This is a genomic window from Paenibacillus sp. BIHB 4019, from assembly GCF_002741035.1.
Lineage (GTDB): Bacteria > Bacillota > Bacilli > Paenibacillales > Paenibacillaceae > Pristimantibacillus.
Map to the genome: position 1 here is coordinate 2,199,572 of NZ_CP016808.1, position 21,543 is coordinate 2,221,114.

The window sequence follows — 21,543 nt, forward strand, 5'->3', positions numbered from 1 at the left end:
GCTAATGGAGTGGTTGAAATCACTTGCAAGGTTACAAATGCAGGAAAATATGAAGGTGATGAGGTTGTACAGGTATATATCACCGATAAACTTGCTTCCATGGTACGTCCAAACAAGGAGCTTGTGGGATTCAAGAGAATATCGCTGCAGCCGGGGGAAAGCAAAAACGTTATTTTCACTCTGCAAATGAGCCAATTAGCATTTCTTGATAAGAAGATGAATTGGATCGTTGAAGCTGGCAAGATAGATATAATGATCGGTTCAGCTTTAGATGATATTCGTTTACAAGGTCAATTCACCATTGTGGACGGAATTACATTAGCAAATAGCAATCGGGCATTTTTCGCCGAGGGCGCCGTGGTGTAAAATTTTAAAGGCAGGATGAAGGAAGAAGGGAGGGGTGGTCTTACCCATGGAAAGCAAATACTCGTTCGAAATGATTGAGCATATTAAAGAAGCACCAATGAAGTGCTTTATCGCAGGGATCGAGCATTCCAGTCCGCATTGGCATAATGAATTTGAAGTGCTATTTCTATTAAAAGGTTCATTGGAGGTAACTTCCGAAAATAAAAAACACACGATGAAAACGGGAGATATTATTCTGTTTAATAGTAATTCAATTCATTCTATTAATTGCTTGGAACAGGATAATTATGCGTTAGTTCTGCAAATTAATCCAGCTATTTACCAGTCTGACTATGGGAAAACCACTTACTTCCGTTTCCATTTAAATTCATCTGAAATTGAACAAGCTCAAGTGAAGGACTACACACAACTCCAATCCATACTTGCCCAAATCGGCATGGAAGTGTTCATGAAAAATGACGGATTTCAATACTATATCAAATCATTGTTGTATCAGCTTGTTGGATACTTGTTCCGGCATACGCGCTATGAGCCTGCCCATAAAGCAGAATCAGAGAAGAGCAATCACGATCTTAATCAATTGAGCATGATTATTGATTATATCAATGCTAATCATCAGTTGAAAATGACATTGGATCATGCTGCTCATAGTCTAAATATGAGTATTTCGTCGCTTTGTCGGTTTTTTCGAGATAAAATGGGGATTTCTTTCGCGGAGTATTTGCATAGCGTCCGTATTAGCCATGCAAAGGAACTACTGACGGAGACCAAGCAAACGGTGCTGCATATTTCGGAAGAATGCGGATTTATGAGCTTAGCATCTTTCTATCGTTCCTTCCGTAAAGCGACAGGTACGACGCCAACAGATTATAGGGAAATGGGAGAAGCAGCATCCAAGCGTAGCCAGATTCAGATACAAGGCTATTCCATTGTAAATCCAATTATGGGTTATGAACTTCTGTCCAGCTATATGGCCAAAAGCCAGTCAAAAGGGAATTGACATGGGAATACGGTGTCTGCAACTTTAGCGGACAACCTTATTTTCACAAATGTGAAAACGCTTTCAAAAATTGTGTATTGGGGGTAATGATATGGGGACGAATAATGGGAATATCAAGATTGGCGAAAAATTCGCTTATGGGCTTGGGGATGGTGCAAACAGCGTAGTATGGGCTTCTGTTGGCGCATTCATGTTGTACTTCTTTACAGATATTGCTCATTTATCAGCAGCTGTTGCGGGTACAATTCTTCTTTGGGCGAGGGTGATTGATGGCTTTGTTGACATTCTTGTGGGTACTTTAGTGGATCGCACACAAACACGTTTTGGTAAAGCGCGCCCATGGATTTTGTGGATGGCTTTGCCGTTCGGTCTTTTTACAATTATGCTATTTAGTGTGCCAGACTTCAGCATGACAGGGAAAATCGTTTATTATTCTATTGCTTATTTTGCAGTAAATATTATTTATTCTTGTATTAATATTCCGTATGGAACCCTAAATTCGCTAATTACGCAAGACCAGCAAGAAAGACAAGTTCTTAATATTTTCAGAATGTTAACGGCTCTAATAGTGTCCCTAGTTGTTATAGTTGGAACAACAGGTTTTGTTAAAGCTTTAGGCAATGATGGCGGAGCCTGGCAACAAACATTTATTATTTATTCAGTAATTGCTGTTTTTATGTATTTTATTACTTTTTTTGGGACAAAGGAAAGAGTAAAAATCGTAACCAATACTGATACAGACACACAGGTTACTACGAAAATGAGAATTATATCTATGCTTAAAAACGAAAATATGTGGATTGTTTTTGCATTGTCTATCACAATGTTCCTTACGAACGGTATGAGCGGAATAAACATCTACTACTGCAAATATATTTTTGGCGACGAAACCAAAATGAGCCTGTTGATGCTCGCATCTTACGCACCTATTTTATTGGTTTTACCGGTAAGCGCACTATTTGTAAAAAAACTTGGTAAGCGTAACTATACATTAGTTGGCTGCTTTATCTCAATTGTTGGTTTTGTAATTATGCTGATGGCACCAGAAAACCTTAATATCATTCTCATTGGCAGTTTGATTAAAGGGATAGGTATGGGGGCACTTATGGCAACTATATTCCCAATGGTATTTGACACGATTGAATACGGCGAGTGGAAAACGGGTATTCGTGCAGAAGCCTTAACCTACAGCATGTCTAGCGTTGCTTCAAAGCTTGGCACAGCAGGCGGTGCGGCTATAATTGCTGCATTACTATCAGTTGGGGGCTATGTTGCTGGTGCAGATACGCAATCAGATTCAGCAATGCTCGCTTTTAAAGCAAGTTTTATTTATATTCAATTTGCGTTATTAATTCTTACTACCGTTCTTTTGTTTTTTTATAAACTTGACAAAATGTATCCTACTATTATGAAAGAGTTAGAAGCAAGAAAAAACGCATAGTTTAATAAATATATTTAGGGGCAAGAAGGATGCAGCGGCTTGGTGGTGTGATGGAGTTAGGCACTATAGAGATATGCTTTACCCCCTAGAGGTTAGTTCTAGGGGATTTTGTGTATTTAAAAATACAATGTTTTTCGGTCGGCTGCTCCGTTCATTTGAACAAGCCGGCTAAGAGTCTCGCAAGGATAAAGAATCACGAAGACGTTTGATATCACTTAATGGGGGCAGACCGAACATTCGAGCATATTCGCGGCTGAACTGGGAAGGGCTGTCATAGCCCACTTGGAACCCGGCATTCGCAGCTTCCGGAATATCTGAGAGCAATAATCGGCGAGCCTCCTGCAATCTTACTTGTTTTTGATATTGCATGGGGCTCATTGCAGTAACTTCTTTAAAATGAGTGTGCAAGGAAGATGCACTCATGCTTGCAGCTGTTGCCAGCTCATCAATACGCAGAGGCTTGGCGTAATCTCGGTTAATGAGAGTAATCACTTTAGCAATCCGTTGGGCACTACTGCCGCTCACGGCGAACTGCAGGATGGAAGCCCGCTGTTCATCCTTTAAAATCCGATAAAGAATTTCACGGATAATTAGAGGCGCAAGAACAGGAATATCCTGAGGCGTATCTAAAAGACGGACTAACCTCAATACAGCATCGAGAAGAGACGGGCTAGTTTTACTTACCATCAGGCCGCGGCTCGAACCTTCCTTATGATTCCATTCAAAATGGAATTCCTTGAGCATATCAACAATTTGCTCCGTATTAAAATCCAGTTGAAGACTAAGGTAAGGATGCTGTGGACTGGCTTGGATGATTTGTCCGGTAATCGGCAAATGTACGGAGGCAACCAGGTAGGACGCTGGATTATATTGATAGCTCTCTTGTCCTAGCATGATCAATTTCGATCCTTGTGCAACAATACACAAGGATGGATTATAGATCGAATAGACCGGTTGAGATTCTCCATTAGAGCGAATGAACTTCAATGAAGTAATAGCTGTAGAATGCGTTCCTTCACTATAATGATCAATAACGTACGCCAATTCTTTCTGTTGTCTAATGATCTCGCCATCCAATGTCATTTTTTATCGTCACAGGTCCCTTCCTTTGCTTTGCTTTGTTTTCAATCTTATTACGATTTGGAGTATTATGCAAGAATTCAACAGGATTCAGCTACCGGATCACCTCTCATTTGTTACATACTTGGATTACAGAAAAGCTTACTTGCGCTACAGGATATTGAAGGAATACGTTCGCAAGCAATCGCAATAAATCAAAGGAGGAATTCAAAATGGAGAAAAAAAACATTGTGGAACAACAATTCTATGTGGGTATGTGGGTTACCCAGAACGGTTACATTCGTCATGAGCTTCTGCCTGACGGACGTTACGACGAGGCCCGCGGTAATAGGAAAAGCGCCTATCAAGGCAGTTACACCATAAAAGGAGATCATATCGACTATGTAGATGATACCGGATTCACTGCTGACGGAGATTTTCGGGACGGTATTCTCTACCATGGAGGGATGATTTTTTATCGGGAAAAATAAAGGTCATATCGAGAGAGGAACTAAACAAACATGTCAAGTACGTTAAAAATTTACACCTTAGCGATTCTTAGCTTTTTAGTCGGAACATCGGAATATATCATAGCGGGTATACTGGATAAAATCGCAGAGTCAATGGGTGTCTCGGTGGTGACGGCGGGTCAGCTGATTACCGTTTTTTCGCTCGCTTACGCTTTTGGCGCACCGTTCGTGATGGCTATGACTGTCCGTATGGAACGACGAAAACTTATGCTTTACGCGCTATTCTTTTTTGTAATAGGAAATGGGCTTGCCTATGTATTGCAGGGCTATGAACTTCTTATTATATCGCGGGTCATCATGGGTGTAAGCGCAGGTGTCACAGTTGTTTCCGCACTAACGATAGCGGCCAAGGTTGCCCTGCCAGGCAAGCAAGGAAGTGCTCTTGCAGCCGTGCTTATGGGCTTTACAGCTTCCTTGATTTTCGGTGTTCCGATTGGAAGAGTTATAGCCTCTGCTTATGATTGGAAAGCCGTTTTCGGGGGAATCGCATTGGTTGGGTTACTTTCTATCATCATTATTTCGCTGACGATTCCTCGAATAGAAGGGGAAGAACCTGTACCCTTGCGTAAACAACTCGCACTGCTGAAGCAACCGAAGATGGTTATTGCTTTATCCGTTACTTTCTTCTGGATTGTGGGCTATTCCATTTTCTATTCCTACATTTCACCATTACTTATTACGGTAACTGGGATGAGCGATAGTACCTTAAGTACAGTGTTATTCGTTATTGGCATCGCCAGCTTGATCGGATCTAGGTTTGGGGGATTCGCCACGGACAAATGGGGAATTCATCGCGCACTATTCGGAGGATTATCGATTAATGGCATAGCTCTAATTATGATTGCATTAACGATTTATTCTCCGGCTATTCTGATCCCGATGTTAATCGTTTGGTCATTCGCGGTTTGGGCTCTTGGTCCTCCGCAACAATTACACTTAATTGCACTCGCTCCTGATTCTGCGGGAATTATGCTTAGTTTAAACAATTCGGTACTTCAGCTCGCCATGGCTGTCGGTGCTGGAATTGGGGGCATTGCCGTAGAGCAAGTATCACTGACGTTCGTCACCTGGGTTGCGGCTGCAGGAATTGCTTTTGCGATTTGGGCAGTCATCTTATCTCGCAGAAATGCCAGATCTGAAAAATCCATTCAGATGACCGGGCAGCAATCGACTTGACACAGGAGGTCTTTATAAATGAAGTATCCAAAAGTTTGGTTCATTACAGGATCATCTAAAGGTTTAGGGCTCACCCTCACACAAAAACTTTTGGCAGAGGGATATCGGGTTGCTGCAACGTCAAGAAGCCTCGATGCGCTAAAAACAGCCGTAGGTACCGAAGAAACAGATTATTTCCTGCCGTTGCAGGTTGACCTTGCCCAAGAGCAAGATGTTCAAACGGCCATCAGATCTGTCATTAGCAAATTTGGCCATTTGGACGTTGTCGTTAATAACGCAGGCTATGGGCAGCAAGGAACGTTTGAATCGTTGACTGATCAAGAGATACGCACTCATTTCGACATTAACGTATTTAGCATTTTTAACGTATTGCGTCATGCTATTCCACATCTTCGAAAGGCCGGCTCAGGCCACATCTTTAATATTTCCTCCATTGGCGGCTTTAAAGGCGGCTATTCCGGTTGGGGCAGCTACTCGGCTACCAAATTTGCAGTATCCGGTCTTACAGAGGCTTTGGCTGCGGAGGTGAATCCGTTTGGGATATCGGCCACCGTTGTTTATCCCGGTGCTTTCCGTACCAACTTCCTAACCAAAGAATCATTGGCAATCTCTCCAAATCCAATCAGCGCGTATACGAAAGCTCAGGCTTCCATTGATCGCTATCTTGAATTGTCAGGTAAACAGCAGGGCGATCCCGAAAAAGCGGCTGACGTTTTGATACAAGCGGCCGCAACTTCCAATCCTCCGCTGCATCTTTTTTTAGGGCCCGATGCTTATGCAGCGGCAAATGAAAAAATAAAGAGTGTGATTCATGACTTGGAAAAGCACAAGGATGTAACGCTTTCTACCTCGTTTAAAGAATAATGCATGGAGCAGTGATTTTAGACTCATTGCAGCCAACATGGCAGCGCCTTGTTGTATCTCTTTAGCATCGAGCTTGAGATATCCGGCATCACGATCCCCTATCTGCATGAGAACAGCCTGCCCGCCATGATTCGGACCAGTGACGATTGACCGACGTATCTCCTCGCAGCATAGCCACAGACGAGTCCTGCGCCATTACCGGCAGGCTCGTCTTGCTTTTTACAGGACCATTGCTTAATTACAAAAACAGGCTCAAAGCTGGCTTCTTACGCATAAGGAGCAATGAAATGCATCGTAAGGACTACCAACGACCAGATAAAATAATTCCCCTCCGATAGCTCTTTAAGAGTATTATTCCCACTATTCTTTCTTCGGATAAAGCTCAACTGCAACTTTTTGACTACTATCAAGATTCACCCGAGACAGACCGTTCTCGCCAGAGTATACGAACCAGTTATCGACAAGTTTATATATAAAGTATTTGTCTAACCGGCCAACTTTCAGCATTTCTTCAGCGGAGTTTAAGTCTAGGTTCATATGTAAAAATTTGAAATGGAATATAATCGTGGTAACCAATTTTTAGATGAAGGAGATATCTAAATGAAGCCCGTTATAAAGCCATTTCATTCTAAGTTTAGGTTTAAGCTCGGCTCAGTCCGAAACAAATTAGTTATTTCGTTCATGCTTATTCTGTTGCTGCCTAGCTTAGCAATTGGAGGTTTTTCTTACATAACCGCAAAGAATAAAGTGGATGATCAGCTCCAAAGCATGGCCACAACCGACATTTCTCTTGTTAGCAAATTGGTCGATCAATACATACAAGTAAAGATTGCTGATGTAAATACATTGTCACAGCAGCTGTCGAATGACTCGGCTGGCGAGCAGCTGAATGTGTATGCGCAGAACCACCCCGAGGTTGAAGCCGTCACACTTGTTGAAAGTAGCGGGGATTATCTCTATGCACCCAGCAGTCTGAAGCTTGCCCCGGATTATAATCCGAAGGAAAGTACATTGTACACACAAGCTATTCAGAGTGAGGATCAGGTCGTAATTACGGAGCCGTATACTTCGACGGAAACGGGAAATACGGTTGTTGCTATAACGAAGGCCGCGAGTAACGGGCAGTCGGTAGTCGCTGTCGTGCTCAATTTGGAAGGGCTAAAGCAAAGCGTCAGTGATATAAAGATTGGAGAGAATGGCTTTATTATTATACTTAGCTCCGATGGATTCGGCGTTGTTCCTCCTCCTTGGGGAGTTGGAGAAGCACCAGAAGGAACGAATAGTGCCGCTGCTACAGCTAATACACTCGAGGAAACAGCAGCTGAAACGACAGATCAACCACCGGCAATGTTCAGCGACCAGTCAGGCCAAATTGAACAGGTATCTCCAGATGGGGATACTCGGCGTTTGATCTACATTACGAATTCATTAACAGGTTGGAAAATTGCAGGCGATCGCTCTCCAAGTGAAGTTACACGTACAGCGGCTCCTATTCTAAACAATACGCTGCTCGTAATTGTGTTGTTTACGCTAATCGGATCATGCCTAATGTTCTTCATCGTACGTTCAATTACCAAGCCTTTGAGAGCTCTAACCGATACATCACGAATCATTAGTCGGGGAGACCTGAGCCAGCGAGTGGACGTTAAGTCGAAGGGTGAGTTTGGTGAGCTTAGCGCTACCTTTAATCTAATGGTCGATTCGCTTAAAACGGTTTTATCTGAAGTAGGTCATTCCGCCACTCAGTTGGCAGCTTCGTCAGAACAGTTATCAGCAAGCGCGGGACAAACCGCAGCAGCCACGGAGCATATCGCAGGTGCAATTGAGCAGATGGCGGATGGTGCCAATGAGCAGGTAAGCTTGGTTGACGAAAGTGCACACACCATTGATGGCGTTTCGGGTAAAATACAGCAAATTGTCGAACGCGCGCATACGGCTGCAGCAATGACTGAGCAGGTTTCATTGAAATCAACGGAAGGCGGACAAGCTATTCAAAGCGCTGTGAAACAAATGAGCTCGATAAACGGCTCAGTCGACGGATTGTCTAATGTTATTAGCCATTTGGTACATACTTCGACGGAGATTGGCCAAATTATTGAAGCTATTTCGTCTATATCCCAGCAAACGAACCTGCTAGCATTAAATGCAGCAATCGAGGCAGCGAGGGCGGGGGAACAAGGTCGCGGATTTGCAGTAGTTGCGGGAGAAGTGAGGAAGCTAGCTGAGCAATCCACGCAGTCGACGGAGAAAGTCGCTGCTCTAATCGTCGCGATTCGTGAAGAGATTAGCGAAGTAGAAAATTCAATGCGAGTTACGACGAACGAAGTGAGCGTAGGCATGAAGGTCGTTCAGCTGGCGGGCAGGCTATTCGCCGATATTGAGAGTTCTGTTGGCGAGGTGGATAGTCAGGTTCGCGAGGTAACGGGGACAGCTGAACAAATTTCTACAGGGGCTTCGCAAGTAGTGAAGGCAATTAGGGACATCTCCCATGTTTCTCAATCGACTGCTGCGGGCGCACAGACGGTATCGGCAGCAACGCAGCAGCAGCTGGCTTCAATGGAAGATATATCTTCCTCCTCGTCTCGTCTGACCCGAATGGCAGTAGATCTGCAAGCGATCGTGGATAAGTTTAAGCTTTAATGGATTTAGTATTAGAAGGTGCCTGTAGGGGCACCTTTTTATTTTCCGCAAGTAACGGCAAAAAAGGAATATTACGATCGCCTCGCACAAAAGCGTCTTGCTGATAAATATTGGATCTGACTACGCTAAGGATTAGATTATTATTGTTCAGATAGAAGCCGACCGCCATCACCGCCCCTAGAAACAAACCTATTACTTTTAGAACAAGCCCTCTTTCCGAAAACGGAGATCGCTTCATGAATACCCCACACCCCTAACCAATCATATAAAGGAAAAAATGCGATGTTAGAAAGCCATTATTGCAATTTATATCTAACGCTTTGAAGTCTGTCAGTGGTTGTTTTTTATTGAAATTTACAAGGAGAAGGAAATTATATACATTGTAGAGATTTTGTAGAGGCTAGGTTTTTAAACTAGGAAAGAAAGTGTTCAAATTCGGTTCAAAGTGTAGCAGTAGTTTTGGGAATGGAGGAGAAATGTGTCTTGAAACGTAAACGCAGCATAGGTAAAGCAATATTCTCTTTCTGCCTGGCCATTATGCTTGTCTTGCAGACAGTGGCATTCTCTGCCCCTGCATATGCGGATAGCACGCCAAGCGCGGACGAACCGCAATCAGTAACTGAGGCAGTGTACGATATGCCGAACAATTCCATAATGATGGCGGCAGCCGTGACGGACAAAACGGTGGTGTTCATGGATGCTAATTCGACCTTTCCGCTGAAGGTGACGCAGGGAGCTGAAATTGCTTCAGGCGGTACAATTCAGGGCCGACAGGGATTTACCCTCAAATCAGAGGGCCTCAAGGTGCCGGTGAAGGGGGATTATGCAAATACGCCGGATGAAAATGACACGGCCAAGTACATTCAGAAGGGAGACTCGATCGAGCTAAACAGGGATCCCTACTTTAGGGAAGTGGTGCTGCCAACAGCTACCAAATCCTTAATGGCTACAACTGATTTTGGTGTGAAACAGCTTGGTACCGTGTATTTTACCCCAAATAGCATTAGGATTGTTTTTAATGGCGACGATTGGTTTTTCAATGGTGTGGGAAAAGCGGTTTCCTTCGGCTTTGAAACCACTGCCAATTCGGATGTAACGGGGATAAATTACGGCGATACAAAGCCTATCTCGATTTTCGGGGGAGCGTTTGAGCTAAAGAACCCGGATGTTACGCCGGCGTACAGCATCAGCTTGACAGGAAACAACTGGCCAAAGAATGGAAGCTGGACTTGGTGGTATGTGACCGTGCCAGCCTATCAGGATGGTTATTTGACCATCCAGTCTACTCCATCCTCTTTTGATGTGCTTGATGCAACGATCAAGCTGCCACTAGATGGGATGTCATTCTATACGAAGCCTGCCGATTACCGTATGACCTATGTACCAGGCTCCTTTAAGGTAAACGGCACTACGGTAGAGCCAACCATAGATGCAGATGGCGGGCTGAGCTACATCTTCCCGGCAGATACTGGAGTGGACCCAAAAGTTGAGTATCAAGCGTGGTTTAACAAGGATTTTTATTATAAAGAATATCGGGGCGTGACACTCGATCCCGGTCGATCTAACGGACAGCGTTTTGATCCAAAGGTTGAACTGAGGGATACGGGTACTAGTGTAAAAGCCACTGCAGTGCGGGAAACGTGGGTAGCTCCCGACTGGATTCAAGCATCCGCCTCATATGACCATCCAAATGAAACGATTACTTGGAAAGTAACGGTTAACCAATATAACAAAAAAGGGTTAAGGGACTTTTCTATAACGAATGTATTACCTGCTGGGCTGGAATTTGAATCGGCTGCATGGAAGACTACGGTAGATGGTACTGTATCTGAAGAAACACAAATTTCACCAGATTCAAACGGAGTTTATTCCTTTGGGGATATTAACGGAAAAGTAGAATTAGTAATTAAGAGCAAGGTAAAAAGCGGTTCCAGCTTTAGAATCGACCCTCGTGCCAACTGGAATTTGGATACACCAAATGGCATACAGAACAACGATGTCATGACGGGCACAAGACCTAACGCAGTAACTGACGAGGCGATTGTCACCATCGGGGCGCATACTTTTACAAAAACAGCCGCTATTACGATGGAGGATTATAACCTGGGCGGCATTACATGGACCGTTAACTTAACGCCACAGTATGCTCTGCCAAATGCAGCAGTATACGATGTACTGGTACATGGCGGAGATTTGAACGTCTTGGACAACGCCGTGGATGAAACGGGCGAGGTTAGCGCGGAAACGATTGCGAAAATCAAAGCAAACGTTAATACTGCGCAGATTTGGAAGCAATATCAGGCGGGAACTTTGAAGAGCAATGCAACTAGCCTGACCATGAAAAATATCCCTTTAACCGTTAACGGTAAAGTGGTGGCTGATTTAATCAAGGTGACCGGATACACAGAAGAAGCTGCATCCTTCAGCTTCCGTTCACTTGAGACCAACACAGATGTCCTCTTCAGACAGGATATTAACGCAGGGAAAACGATCTGGAATCGGGCTTTGCTCATTGACGGCGAAACCGTAAAACAAGCGCAAAACAACGCCAACCTTCACCTGCGTATGCTGAACAAGGATATGCTTACGGCATCCTACCCTATTAAGGGGGATGGGACGGCTGACACCTGGTATACTCCGAACAACGTTCAACGCTATATCGGTTATGACAACTCATCAAGCGGTGACGCATACACCTTGGCTGGTTATGACCGGATAACTAAGACGGTCACCTTCCGCCTAGGCGTCAATATGCCGGGCTACAACACAGTCGAAATGGCGAAAGACGGCGGGAGTCGGGTCATTACCAATGTGAAGCTGGTGGATACCTTGCCCGAGGGCTGGGAATTCGTTCCTTTTGGAGAAGGAAAGGACTATGAACTCTATAAGGGCTACTCGGATAATGTCAGCGGCACTGGCTATGGGGTCCGGAATAACGCCGTGTCAATCATCGAGCCAAACAGTTCTGCTCATGTGGCGAGCTTCTCCCATAGCGGCAATAAAGGCACCTTTACCTTTTCCAAGTTGGAAAGCCCTTATGTCATTTTGGTTAAGGCGAGACCTTCCAATGCGGCTCTGGAGAAATATTTAGAGGAATACACCACCAACGGCACAGACAAGCAGGTGCTGTATAACAAAGCCGACCTCCATATGACATGGGGCGGAGAAGAGAAGATTCTCACCGAACAGCGCAAAGTTATTGTACCTATTCAAACTCTGGGCAAGTCGGTAACTAAGCCAGTTCCAGGGGTGCTGGAGTGGACGGTAAACTATACCCCGCCATTCAACATGGAGCAGGGTGTTTATTTACAGGATACCCTAGGTGCAGGTATGAATCTGCGCTATGAAGTAAACGGAAAGCTTGTGCTCACAGCGCCTAGTATGGCAGTCTATCCTGCTAAACTGACTGCCGGCGGTGCTCTTGAACGAGACGGTGCTGCACTGAATCTCAGCGATCCGAATGCTGAGGTTCAGGTGGAAGCCGGGCCGGGCGAGGACGGCACCACGGTTCTATTATTCAAAATGGACAATCCTAATAAGTTTTACCAGTTTGTGTACCAAACCGAGGTTGACCCAACTAAAGCGAGAGCTGGCGACAAAATGGGCAACGAGGTAAAGCTGATGGGCGATGATAAGCTGAAATCTGTCAGTGCCAAAAGCGAAAGCACGCTGGACAGTTCAGACGTAGCTGGCAGTTCAAGCTCCAATGCCCTGCTGCCCCTGAAAAAGGTAGATCCCGACAACAATCCGCTAAAAGACGTAGAGTTCACACTCTATAAGAAAGGCGACGGAACTCAAGTCGCTAAAGGAACAACCGATAGCGGAGGGAAGCTTAATCTGCTATTCCCAGATCCAGGGTATTATGAGTTGAAAGAAACTTATATTGATACCACGACATGGTTGCCAACTACGAGAATTTATCAGGTTTACGTCGGGAATACGCCTGGAAAGCCCATCTGGGTAGACGGCGTGAAGGTAACCTCTGATAATCCGTTGGTCGTGCCTACGCCAGCGCAAGGAAAGCTGACCATCAGCAATAAGGTGGAAGGGAACGGCAGCGACTCTTCCAAGACTTTTGAATACACCGTGACCTTCACTGGCGAAGGCAAGGACGGAGAGTACGCCTATCAAAAGTCGGATAATACGTCTGGCATGATTAAGAATGGAGACAAGATTACCCTCAAGGACGGAGAATTTCTGACGCTCCCTACATTGCCTGCGGATCTGGTCTATACCGTAACGGAGGCCGATTATACGAGCGTTGACGGTTATACCACCACGCCGGAGACGAGAGAGCTGTCCGGAACAATCGTGAATAAAGGCGATCACAAGGCGGACTTCATCAATGAGCGAACCGTTAACAAGCTGACCGTCAGCAATACGGTCATGGGCAACGGCGGCGACAAGACGAAGGAGTTCGAGTACACGGTCATTTTTGAGGATGCAGGCAAGGATGGAAGCTACGCTTACTTGAAATCGAACGGCAGCACCGGAACGATCAAGTCCCTTGATACCTTCAGGCTCAAGGATGGAGAGACACTGGATATTTTGGATCTGCCTAAGGGTCTGAAATACACCATTACCCAGAAGGAATACACAGCCGAAGAATACGTGACCATTCCTGAGGAACGGTATTATACCGGAATCATGGAGGGTAAAGATGAAGCTGCCCCGTACACGAACCTGCGAGTCTTGAAGGGCGGACTGCTAATTAGCAATACAATTAAAGGCAAAGACGAGGACAAACAGAAGCCGTTCAAGTATACGGTCACCTTCACAGGCGAGGGAGCAAGTGAATCCTACTCCTATGAGAAGTCGGACGGCAGCAAGGGCGCTATTAAGAGCGGAGAGACCTTCGAGCTTGCAGATGGCCAGACGCTCGTTGTGCAAGGTCTTCCGACAGGTCTCCAGTATAAGGTGACCCAAGATGATTATACGAATGACGGCTATGTGACGGATCCCGAAAGTCTCGTTCGCACAGGCACCATTCCGGAGAAAAAAGTGGCCGAAGCACACTTTGTCAATACCCGCCCGTATCTGGAAGGCGTACTGCGTGACAACAACACAGGAGAAGCTATTCCGAATGCGCCCGTTACAGTGACCGATCTGAAGACAGGCAAGGAGCTTCAGGTGGTGACGAATGAGAAGGGCGAATATTCGGTCCCAGTCACAGCGGATACCGACTATACGATCACATATACGAAGAGGTATCAGGTAGGCGGGAAGGATGTCCCTGTAGAATTCACGCAAAAAGCAAATGTGGACGGCAGCGTGACAGGCGAGACCGTTCCAGCGGACATTACGGCAGTAGGGATCGTTCTGTTCAAGCAGCCGGATGGAGCGAAAGAGCTATTCAACGATTCGTTTACCAGCCAGATGCATATCTATTTGAAGGACCAGCACGGCAATTATTTGATGGAGAACGGTCGTCCCAAGGCGTTTCCGATGGCTTCAAACGGAACTTTCTCCGTGGAAGGGCTAAGCGAGCAGAAGTACACAATGGAAGTTCGCTATACAGCTGTGACAGGCGAGGAACTGCTCCTCAAAGTGACGCAACTGGACGTGAAAGCTAACGGAGAGTTGAATATTTCCGAGGAATTGGTTGACCCTTACGGTACGGTTTATGATGAAACGACAGGAAATGCCACCACTGGCAAGAAAATTGACGGAGCCAAAGTGACATTGTATTATGCGGATACGCAGCGGAATAGAGATAAAGGCCGCATCCCGGATACGAAAGTAACGCTTCCTGCGGTTCCGAATTTCCCGCCGCACGACAATGAGAGCCCGGAGCAGGATAGCGATGCAAATGGCTTCTATGCGTACATGGTGTTTCCTGAAGCGGATTACTATCTGATCGTAACGAAGGACGGATACGAGACGCACAGGAGTGATACGATTTCTGTCGATTTTGACATTGTAAAATATGATGTGCCAATGAAGCCGATCAGTTCCGGTGGCGGAACAGGCGGCAACGGCAACGGCGAAACAGGCGGCAACGGCAACGGCGGCAACGGCGGCAACGGCGGAACCGGCAACGGCAACGGCGGAACCGACAACGGCAACGGCGGAACCGACAACGGCAACGGCGGAACCGACAACGGCAACGGCGGAACCGGCAACGGTAACGGCGGAACCGGCAACGGCAACGGCGGAACCGACAACGGCAACGGCGGAACCGACAACGGCAACGGCGGAACCGACAACGGCAACGGCGGAACCGACAACGCAACGGCGGAACCGACAACGGCAACCGGAACGGCAACGGCGGAACCGACAACAGCAACGGCGGAACCGGCAACGGCAACGGCGGAACCGGCAACGGCAACGGCGGAACCGACAACGGCAACGGCAACGGCGGAACCGGCAACGGCAACGGCGGAACCGACGACGGCAACGGCGGAACCGGCAACGGCAACAGCGGAACCGGCAACGGCAACAACGAGCTGGACGATGCCCCAATGACCGGAGACAACAGCGTACCGCCAATCTTCTATATGGCTTTGGCGCTGATGTCCTTAATGACGATCGGGTTCTGTCTACTCGGTAACAAGAAGAGAAAGCACATCCAGTGACCGGAAAGGCGGTAAGAAAATGAGCAAAACTAAAAAAATTCTTATCGCCGTTTCCTTCCTTGTGTTGGTATTTTCTTTCGTTAGTGCCGGGAGAACTCTCCTGCGTGATTATGCTGAGCAGCAGAAACTCAAAGAGCTGACAAAAGTTTGGGAAGAAGGGTCGGACAAAGTCGGAGGGGATGCATTCCCCTCCCTTTTGTTCAATAAGGCAAATGTGCCGGTCATGCTTCCCGAATTTCGAGGGCTTTACGAGAGGAACCCGGACATCGTCGGCTGGCTGAACATGGACGGCACCCGAATTGAGTACCCAGTCATGCAGAATCAACAGGATGCGGAGTTCTATCTCAATCATGATTTCGATAAAAAGGAAAACAAAGGCGGCCTCCCATTTTTGGACGCGCATAGTCGGACCAACGGCTCGGACATTTTGCTGATTCATGGACATCACATGAAAAGCGGCTGGATGTTTAAAGATTTAATGAAGTACAAGAACGAAAGCTTTTATAAAGAGCATGCTACGTTCCAGTTCAGCACGCTTTACGAACAGGAAGAGTATGAGATCGTTGCTGTTATTCTTTCAAAAGTTTATCGCAAATCGGACACCGTTTTTAAATACTACCAGATTGAGAATGTAAGTACGCCCGCCGAGTTCGATTCGTATGTTCAGAACATCAAAGAACTCGCTCTTTTTGATACTGGAGTAACAGCCCGATATGGCGACAAGCTTATTGTGCTGTCCACGTGCGAGTACTCGACCGAAAACGGCCGGTTAGCGGTGGTTGCCCGAAAGCGTTAATGACGATGTTGAAACACGAAATCAAACTGCTTCATATTGCGTTCTCCACTTGGAGGACGCGATTTTTTTTGCCTCCGAAACTCTGTGGTATTATATCCTTGTCCTGACAATGCCCCTGCATCTCTAATAAGTATATTATCTGTCTGAAGCTTTTTTATTGTCCATATAGGTTGACAGTGATAATTGTTATCAATAATGTAAAAATAGACGAGAGTCTTGTTCAAGAATTGCAACTGCACATGATGTACAACGGTCGAACTTAGGATTCATGGCCAATTACTGTTGAGATGAGGTATGCAATGTGAAAATCGATGTTAATCAGCTAGCAGAGCATCTGGCACGCACACCTTTTCAAGTAAAAGGAGTATATCGCTACGCTAAAAATCCAGGCGTGCCTCACGCTGACTATACAGATTCTTTTCCCGGATTTGTATTTCCTCTTACAGGAAAAACACAATTTCAATTCAATGGCACTCCCTATATTTTTTCGCCAGGAAAAGTTGTACATGGGGGTGCAAAAATGAAACTAGCCCAAAAAGTGTTTGAAAAAACGGACTGGGAATACATTCTGGTTTTATACCGGATATGCAGCTCAGAGCTAGAAGAGTCAAGCTTTTCGCATCAGCATTTTGAATTATTAACAGGGCAATCTCCTCGTCTTATTGAATTAATTATGCGTCTTTGGCATGTTTATAATCAGCGTGGAGGCATTTCGATGTTTCAGACCGAGATGCTGTTTCGCGATGTGCTGAATGAAGCCTTATTATGTGTGGAAAATAGGCAAAATAGTTGTGAATCGCATACCTTATTCGAACGGGTTTCTAATTATATTCAAGAATACTATTATCAGAGTCTTACAGTAGCATCGCTTGCAGAACAAAATAACGTTAATCGAAATCGACTTTCTTACGTGTTTAGAAGACATGCAGGTATGGGGCCAGCAGAATATTTATTAAAATATCGGATAAACATGGCGCAAGAAATGTTATTTACAAGTGATGCGCCGATACAACAAATTGCGCAAACGGTTGGAATGGCTGACCCCTTTTATTTTAGTAGAGTGTTCAAGAAACAATTTGGTGTTTCTCCCACTGAATATCGAGAGAACTTCATCAATAATCCATGCTAATTTCAGCAGGAATCCATTCTAATCAGAAAATGACTTTACTATAATAGTGTCAAATCAACGAAAGTATGATGTTGGAGCATTTTTTATAAGCAAAAGATTAAGGGCCTGCTCACTATAACGGTTTATTGAAAAATAAGAATATAAGGAGGGGTTAATATCCATTACCAAGCTATTAATCTAAATGAGAAGCTATCTAAATTTGACGACTTTTGGTCTCTGAAAGTCATTGGTGAAATGAACGACTATCAATTTAAGCTTATTAAAATTGCTGGGGAATATGAATGGCATGTTCATCAAGATACCGATAAAGTATTTATGGCACTCGAAGGGGAGATGATCCTTGATTTTCGTGATGGCCAAGTGAAAATTTCCAAGGGCGAGATGTTTATTGTCCCGAAGGGAGTAGAGATGAAGCCTTCCGCCGAAAAGGAATGCCATCTCATGTTGGTCGAGCCTAAAAGAGTTGTAAACACTGGCGATGCGGAGTCCGAATTAACAGCAGCCAATGATACTTGGATCTAGTGCTTGTTACTAGTATGTAGTTTCCTGTACGAAGACGGGCGATTTGCTCAGTAGAAATGTCATGTTTAACCCTTGTCTCTACAATGAAGGACACCCAATCAGGGTGTCCTTCATTGTGCTTTATTAATGCTAAGATGAACTGTATCATAAATAACAGCAGGTTTTTTTGGAAATAATAAAATAAAAGGAGAGATGGAAATGTCCTATATCGTTGATTTTAAAAATGTGTCTACAGTTGGTTTAGAGTCTTCGCCTGTAGTAGAAGCGCTTGCTGGATTACGTGCTAATGAAGCCCGTTATTTCATGAACAAATACAAGCATGAATTTACGGTTGTGCAAGCTAGTGAAAGCCAGGAGACTCTTGATTATGTGAACCGGATTTTGAAAGAAGAACGTGATATTGAATTTGCGGCCAAACCGTTAGAAACATCGCAGTTCCAAGTGGAAAATATTAAATTTGCCTATGTCTTTTATGAGGATGGTCTTGCGATCAACGTCATGTATACGGTTGATGACCCTAAGAAGCGGGCCGTTGGTTTTAAGCTTTCTGAGGGGATGGAGATACCAAAGGAGCTAGAAGAGAAGTTCAAGTTTGCCAGACAGAAGTCTAAACTAGCTGGTACCATTCGGGGTTCGTTTTTTGTAATAAAAAAAGAATATTAAAATAAGTAAAAGCGCAATTTGAAGGGGGCCATCCATTTATTCTGTTTGCAAAAAATACGAGATCAAAGAAAGGGCCATCCCGCAAAGGATGGCCCTAAATCTTGCCCTTACAGACAGCACGGTGAATCGTATCATAAGTGACGGCGAAAATAGGATACCCTTAAAAATCATTTTCAAAATTCAGGTGAAAAGGAGGTGGACTCAGGAAACACGATCATTATAATAAAAATAACAAATGTGCACAGGACCTCGTCATATAAACGGGTTTGGCAGTAATATGAAACGTCAGACAGGAGGAATTGTATTGCAGCAGCTCTTTAACGATCTGATTAAGCAGGAGGTAAAGCCGTTCCTTGCAAAGCATGGCTTTGCCAAGAAGAGTTTGAATTTTAGTAAAACGACAGAAGGCCTCTTCTACATGTTCAATTTCCAAAAATCCTCGGGCAACTCGGCAGAAAATGTTATGTTTTATGTGAATTGCGGCATTTATGCAGCGGAGTTGGCACAGATTCAATCGAAAGAGATTTTGACGGCGCCTCAGGAAGCGGAGTGTCACTTTAGAGCAAGAATCGGGGAAATTGCCCAGGCTGCTCCAGATCGATTCGCAATCACTCCTGATACGGATAGGGATGAGTTGAGAAAAACGCTGTTAGGCGGATTGGAAGAAGTTATTCGTTTCTATGATAAGATGACCCGTGCTAGATCCATTGTGGACTATTACATTTCGGGTCCATTTTTGCATCTGGGCGAAGAGAGCTTTCATTTGCTGTTGCAATCCAATGATACAGCAGCGGCTAACCAATATTTGAAGGCTTTGCAGGAAAAGTACGGAGCGGAAAATCGGTGGGCCATATTCGAAAATAAGTACGAGGCCATCTTCAATAAATACGGAGTGGAATTTAATAAGCTATAAATGCAACAAATACAGCGAACGCGAAAAAGACGATGTTCACGCTAATTTCTCGATATTCCTTACGCTTAATGTGAAAGAGGGCACCGAAAAGAACGACTACGGCAAGTGCTGTTGCGGCAATTGGCGTCAGCACCGGCAAGATGTTTGTCGCTTGAGGCAGAATGATTCCAATTGCCCCCAGCAATTCTGTTAATCCAATAAAAGCTACGAACCCTTTCGAAACGTCCTTTACCCATCCCCAAGACGCTTTGGCTTTTTTATATTGAAATGCCTTCAACCATCCGGAATAAAGGAAACCCAGTGCTACCAGACCTTGAACAATCCATAACGTGATATTCATGAATAATGCTGCCTCCTAACTACTTATTCGCTGCGCGCTAAAGGTATAATAGACCTTAATCAATGATTTAAGGAAGTAGGCACTTTATCTAAACATAGTTAACAAAAGGTTACCTTAGCCAAGCATAAGGAAATGGGAGGGTTCAATGAAATCGTATTGCAAGTTTGAATCAGCACTGGATATTTTAGTGGGTAAATGGAAGTCGGTCATTTTGCTTCAGCTTATTTCGAACGGTATTATGAGATTCAGCGAGCTGCAAAGAGCAATACCGGATATTAACAAAAAGATGCTCACGCAGCAATTAAGAGAGCTTGAATATAACGACATCGTTTATCGCAAGGTGTATAACCAAATTCCGCCGAAAGTGGAATACTCCATTTCAGACTACGGCAAAGGCTTAAGTACGGTGTTACAGGCACTTAACGATTGGGGAGAGACCCATAGCAAGCATATGATTGAGCTGCACGGTGAAGATCGTTCAGGGAATTAAGTTTGGTGAAAAAGGATGGCTAGCAGCGGTTATATAAGCTTGTTAGGCGTTAAATGCATATTCGCTGATAGCCCCGTTAAGCTAAACCTTACCCTAAGTGGGAGCAAGTTTTTTTAAGAGCGTGCCCACAAAGGGGCTGCCCCTTTCTTTTTTGCAGTTGAAGGATGATAAATGCTGCTAACAAGAATGTTTCTCGGTAGTTCCCCAATAGGGGAATGGGGAAAATAGGCCCTTTTATTTACTCTACACTTGAGCGGTGGGACGGATCACAATCTCGTTCACATCGATATTATCTGGTTGTTCGATTGCGTATGCAATTGCACGGGCCACCGCATCCGGTGTCATTGCCAGTTTATCCCGGATGGCGGCGAGTTGATCTCTTAATGCCAGGTCTGTCATGCCCTCCGTGAAATTCGTCTGCACAATACCGGGCGAAATGATGGTTACGCGCAGCTTATCGCCAGCCTCTTGGCGTAACCCCTCCGAGATCGCGCGCACAGCAAATTTCGTTCCGGAGTAGACTGACTGGTTCGGCACGGTCTTATGTCCTGCTGTAGAAGCAGTGTTCACGAAATGCCCGAAACCTTGTTTGCGAAAGACAGGCAACCCTGCAGCTATGCCATACAAAACCCCTTTAATATTGACGTCAATCATGTCCTCCCAATCTTCGACACACAGATCATCGAGAGGGGAAATGGGCATAACACCGGCATTGCTGACGAGAACATCAAGCTTCCCGTACCGTTCGCATGCCAGTGTAACGAGTCTGCACATATCCTCACGCCGTCTCACGTCAGTGCTTGCATAAACAGCTTCGCCACCCCTATTTGTAATGCGTGCCGCCAGCGCTTCAAGGCGATCCACTCCGCGCGCCCCAAGGACGACCTTTGCCCCGCGTTCGGCTAGCAACAGCGCTGTTGCTTCTCCAATTCCGCTACTTGCACCCGTAATGACGACGACTTTATTCTCCATTCTTCCTTCCAAGCTCATAGCCCAATCCTTCTTTCTGTGATCTCTTGGCCTTGCAAGTACATTTTAA

Annotated in this window: 18 protein-coding genes; 14 read left to right on the forward strand and 4 right to left on the reverse strand. The window is 45.1% G+C overall.

Annotated features, from left to right (window positions below; translation table 11 throughout):
• Window positions 1-99 precede the first annotated feature (99 nt).
• The 3 genes from BBD42_RS32205 to BBD42_RS09375 all read left to right on the forward strand — a co-directional run bounded on the left by BBD42_RS32205 (window position 100) and on the right by BBD42_RS09375 (window position 2,807).
• Complete coding sequence (locus BBD42_RS32205; RefSeq protein WP_237163512.1) at window positions 100-366, forward strand: fibronectin type III-like domain-contianing protein; 267 nt, start codon at window positions 100-102, stop codon at window positions 364-366.
• Window positions 367-412: 46 nt separating this feature from the next.
• Entirely contained in the window at window positions 413-1,366 is a 954-nt protein-coding gene (locus BBD42_RS09370) for a helix-turn-helix domain-containing protein (RefSeq protein ID WP_099517911.1), read from the forward strand.
• Window positions 1,367-1,457: 91 nt separating this feature from the next.
• Window positions 1,458-2,807, forward strand: coding sequence for an MFS transporter (locus BBD42_RS09375; protein WP_099517912.1), 1,350 nt, complete (start codon window positions 1,458-1,460; stop codon window positions 2,805-2,807).
• Window positions 2,808-2,975: 168 nt separating this feature from the next.
• Here BBD42_RS09375 and BBD42_RS09380 read toward each other — a convergent pair whose 3' ends face one another.
• Entirely contained in the window at window positions 2,976-3,890 is a 915-nt protein-coding gene (locus BBD42_RS09380; protein WP_099517913.1) for an AraC family transcriptional regulator, read from the reverse strand.
• 209 nt (window positions 3,891-4,099) lie between these two features.
• Here BBD42_RS09380 and BBD42_RS09385 point away from each other — a divergent pair, with 209 nt between their 5' ends.
• The 4 genes from BBD42_RS09385 to BBD42_RS09400 all read left to right on the forward strand — a co-directional run bounded on the left by BBD42_RS09385 (window position 4,100) and on the right by BBD42_RS09400 (window position 9,076).
• Window positions 4,100-4,357 (forward strand): Atu4866 domain-containing protein, encoded by a 258-nt coding sequence (locus BBD42_RS09385; protein ID WP_099517914.1) that lies wholly within the window; start codon window positions 4,100-4,102, stop codon window positions 4,355-4,357.
• A gap of 30 nt (window positions 4,358-4,387) precedes the next feature.
• Complete coding sequence (locus BBD42_RS09390; protein WP_099517915.1) at window positions 4,388-5,572, forward strand: MFS transporter; 1,185 nt, start codon at window positions 4,388-4,390, stop codon at window positions 5,570-5,572.
• A gap of 18 nt (window positions 5,573-5,590) precedes the next feature.
• Complete coding sequence (locus BBD42_RS09395) at window positions 5,591-6,436, forward strand: SDR family NAD(P)-dependent oxidoreductase (RefSeq protein ID WP_099517916.1); 846 nt, start codon at window positions 5,591-5,593, stop codon at window positions 6,434-6,436.
• A gap of 768 nt (window positions 6,437-7,204) precedes the next feature.
• Complete coding sequence (locus BBD42_RS09400; protein ID WP_237163428.1) at window positions 7,205-9,076, forward strand: methyl-accepting chemotaxis protein; 1,872 nt, start codon at window positions 7,205-7,207, stop codon at window positions 9,074-9,076.
• Here BBD42_RS09400 and BBD42_RS09405 read toward each other — a convergent pair.
• Window positions 9,066-9,314 carry a hypothetical protein gene (locus BBD42_RS09405; protein ID WP_099517918.1) on the reverse strand — a complete coding sequence of 83 codons (249 nt, stop codon included), beginning with the start codon at window positions 9,312-9,314 and terminating at the stop codon, window positions 9,066-9,068. The genes BBD42_RS09400 and BBD42_RS09405 overlap by 11 nt on opposite strands.
• Window positions 9,315-9,559: 245 nt before the next feature.
• Here BBD42_RS09405 and BBD42_RS09410 point away from each other — a divergent pair, with 245 nt between their 5' ends.
• The 6 genes from BBD42_RS09410 to BBD42_RS09435 all read left to right on the forward strand — a co-directional run bounded on the left by BBD42_RS09410 (window position 9,560) and on the right by BBD42_RS09435 (window position 19,674).
• Complete coding sequence (locus tag BBD42_RS09410) at window positions 9,560-15,541, forward strand: DUF7601 domain-containing protein (RefSeq protein ID WP_216364925.1); 5,982 nt, start codon at window positions 9,560-9,562, stop codon at window positions 15,539-15,541.
• A 129-nt stretch (window positions 15,542-15,670) separates the two neighbouring features.
• A complete protein-coding gene (locus tag BBD42_RS09415) occupies window positions 15,671-16,447 on the forward strand; it encodes a class B sortase (RefSeq protein WP_099517919.1) in 777 nt (258 codons plus the stop codon).
• Window positions 16,448-16,748: 301 nt separating this feature from the next.
• Window positions 16,749-17,576, forward strand: a complete 828-nt coding sequence (locus tag BBD42_RS09420; RefSeq protein WP_099517920.1) for a helix-turn-helix transcriptional regulator — start codon at window positions 16,749-16,751, stop codon at window positions 17,574-17,576.
• 156 nt (window positions 17,577-17,732) lie between these two features.
• Window positions 17,733-18,098, forward strand: coding sequence for a cupin domain-containing protein (locus BBD42_RS09425; protein ID WP_099517921.1), 366 nt, complete (start codon window positions 17,733-17,735; stop codon window positions 18,096-18,098).
• Between the two features lie 198 nt (window positions 18,099-18,296).
• Window positions 18,297-18,761, forward strand: coding sequence for a DUF8821 family protein (locus tag BBD42_RS09430; RefSeq protein ID WP_099517922.1), 465 nt, complete (start codon window positions 18,297-18,299; stop codon window positions 18,759-18,761).
• 304 nt (window positions 18,762-19,065) lie between these two features.
• Window positions 19,066-19,674 carry a DUF4304 domain-containing protein gene (locus tag BBD42_RS09435; protein ID WP_237163429.1) on the forward strand — a complete coding sequence of 203 codons (609 nt, stop codon included), beginning with the start codon at window positions 19,066-19,068 and terminating at the stop codon, window positions 19,672-19,674.
• Here the strand turns inward: BBD42_RS09435 and BBD42_RS09440 are convergent.
• Window positions 19,661-20,014: a DoxX family protein gene (locus BBD42_RS09440; protein ID WP_099517924.1), complete on the reverse strand. Its 354-nt coding sequence runs from the start codon at window positions 20,012-20,014 to the stop codon at window positions 19,661-19,663. The genes BBD42_RS09435 and BBD42_RS09440 overlap by 14 nt on opposite strands.
• Window positions 20,015-20,159: 145 nt before the next feature.
• Here BBD42_RS09440 and BBD42_RS09445 point away from each other — a divergent pair, with 145 nt between their 5' ends.
• Entirely contained in the window at window positions 20,160-20,504 is a 345-nt protein-coding gene (locus BBD42_RS09445) for a winged helix-turn-helix transcriptional regulator (RefSeq protein WP_099517925.1), read from the forward strand.
• Window positions 20,505-20,747: 243 nt separating this feature from the next.
• On the opposite strand, the gene BBD42_RS09450 is transcribed toward BBD42_RS09445, so the two are convergent.
• Window positions 20,748-21,494 carry an SDR family oxidoreductase gene (locus tag BBD42_RS09450; protein ID WP_099517926.1) on the reverse strand — a complete coding sequence of 249 codons (747 nt, stop codon included), beginning with the start codon at window positions 21,492-21,494 and terminating at the stop codon, window positions 20,748-20,750.
• Window positions 21,495-21,543 lie beyond the last annotated feature (49 nt).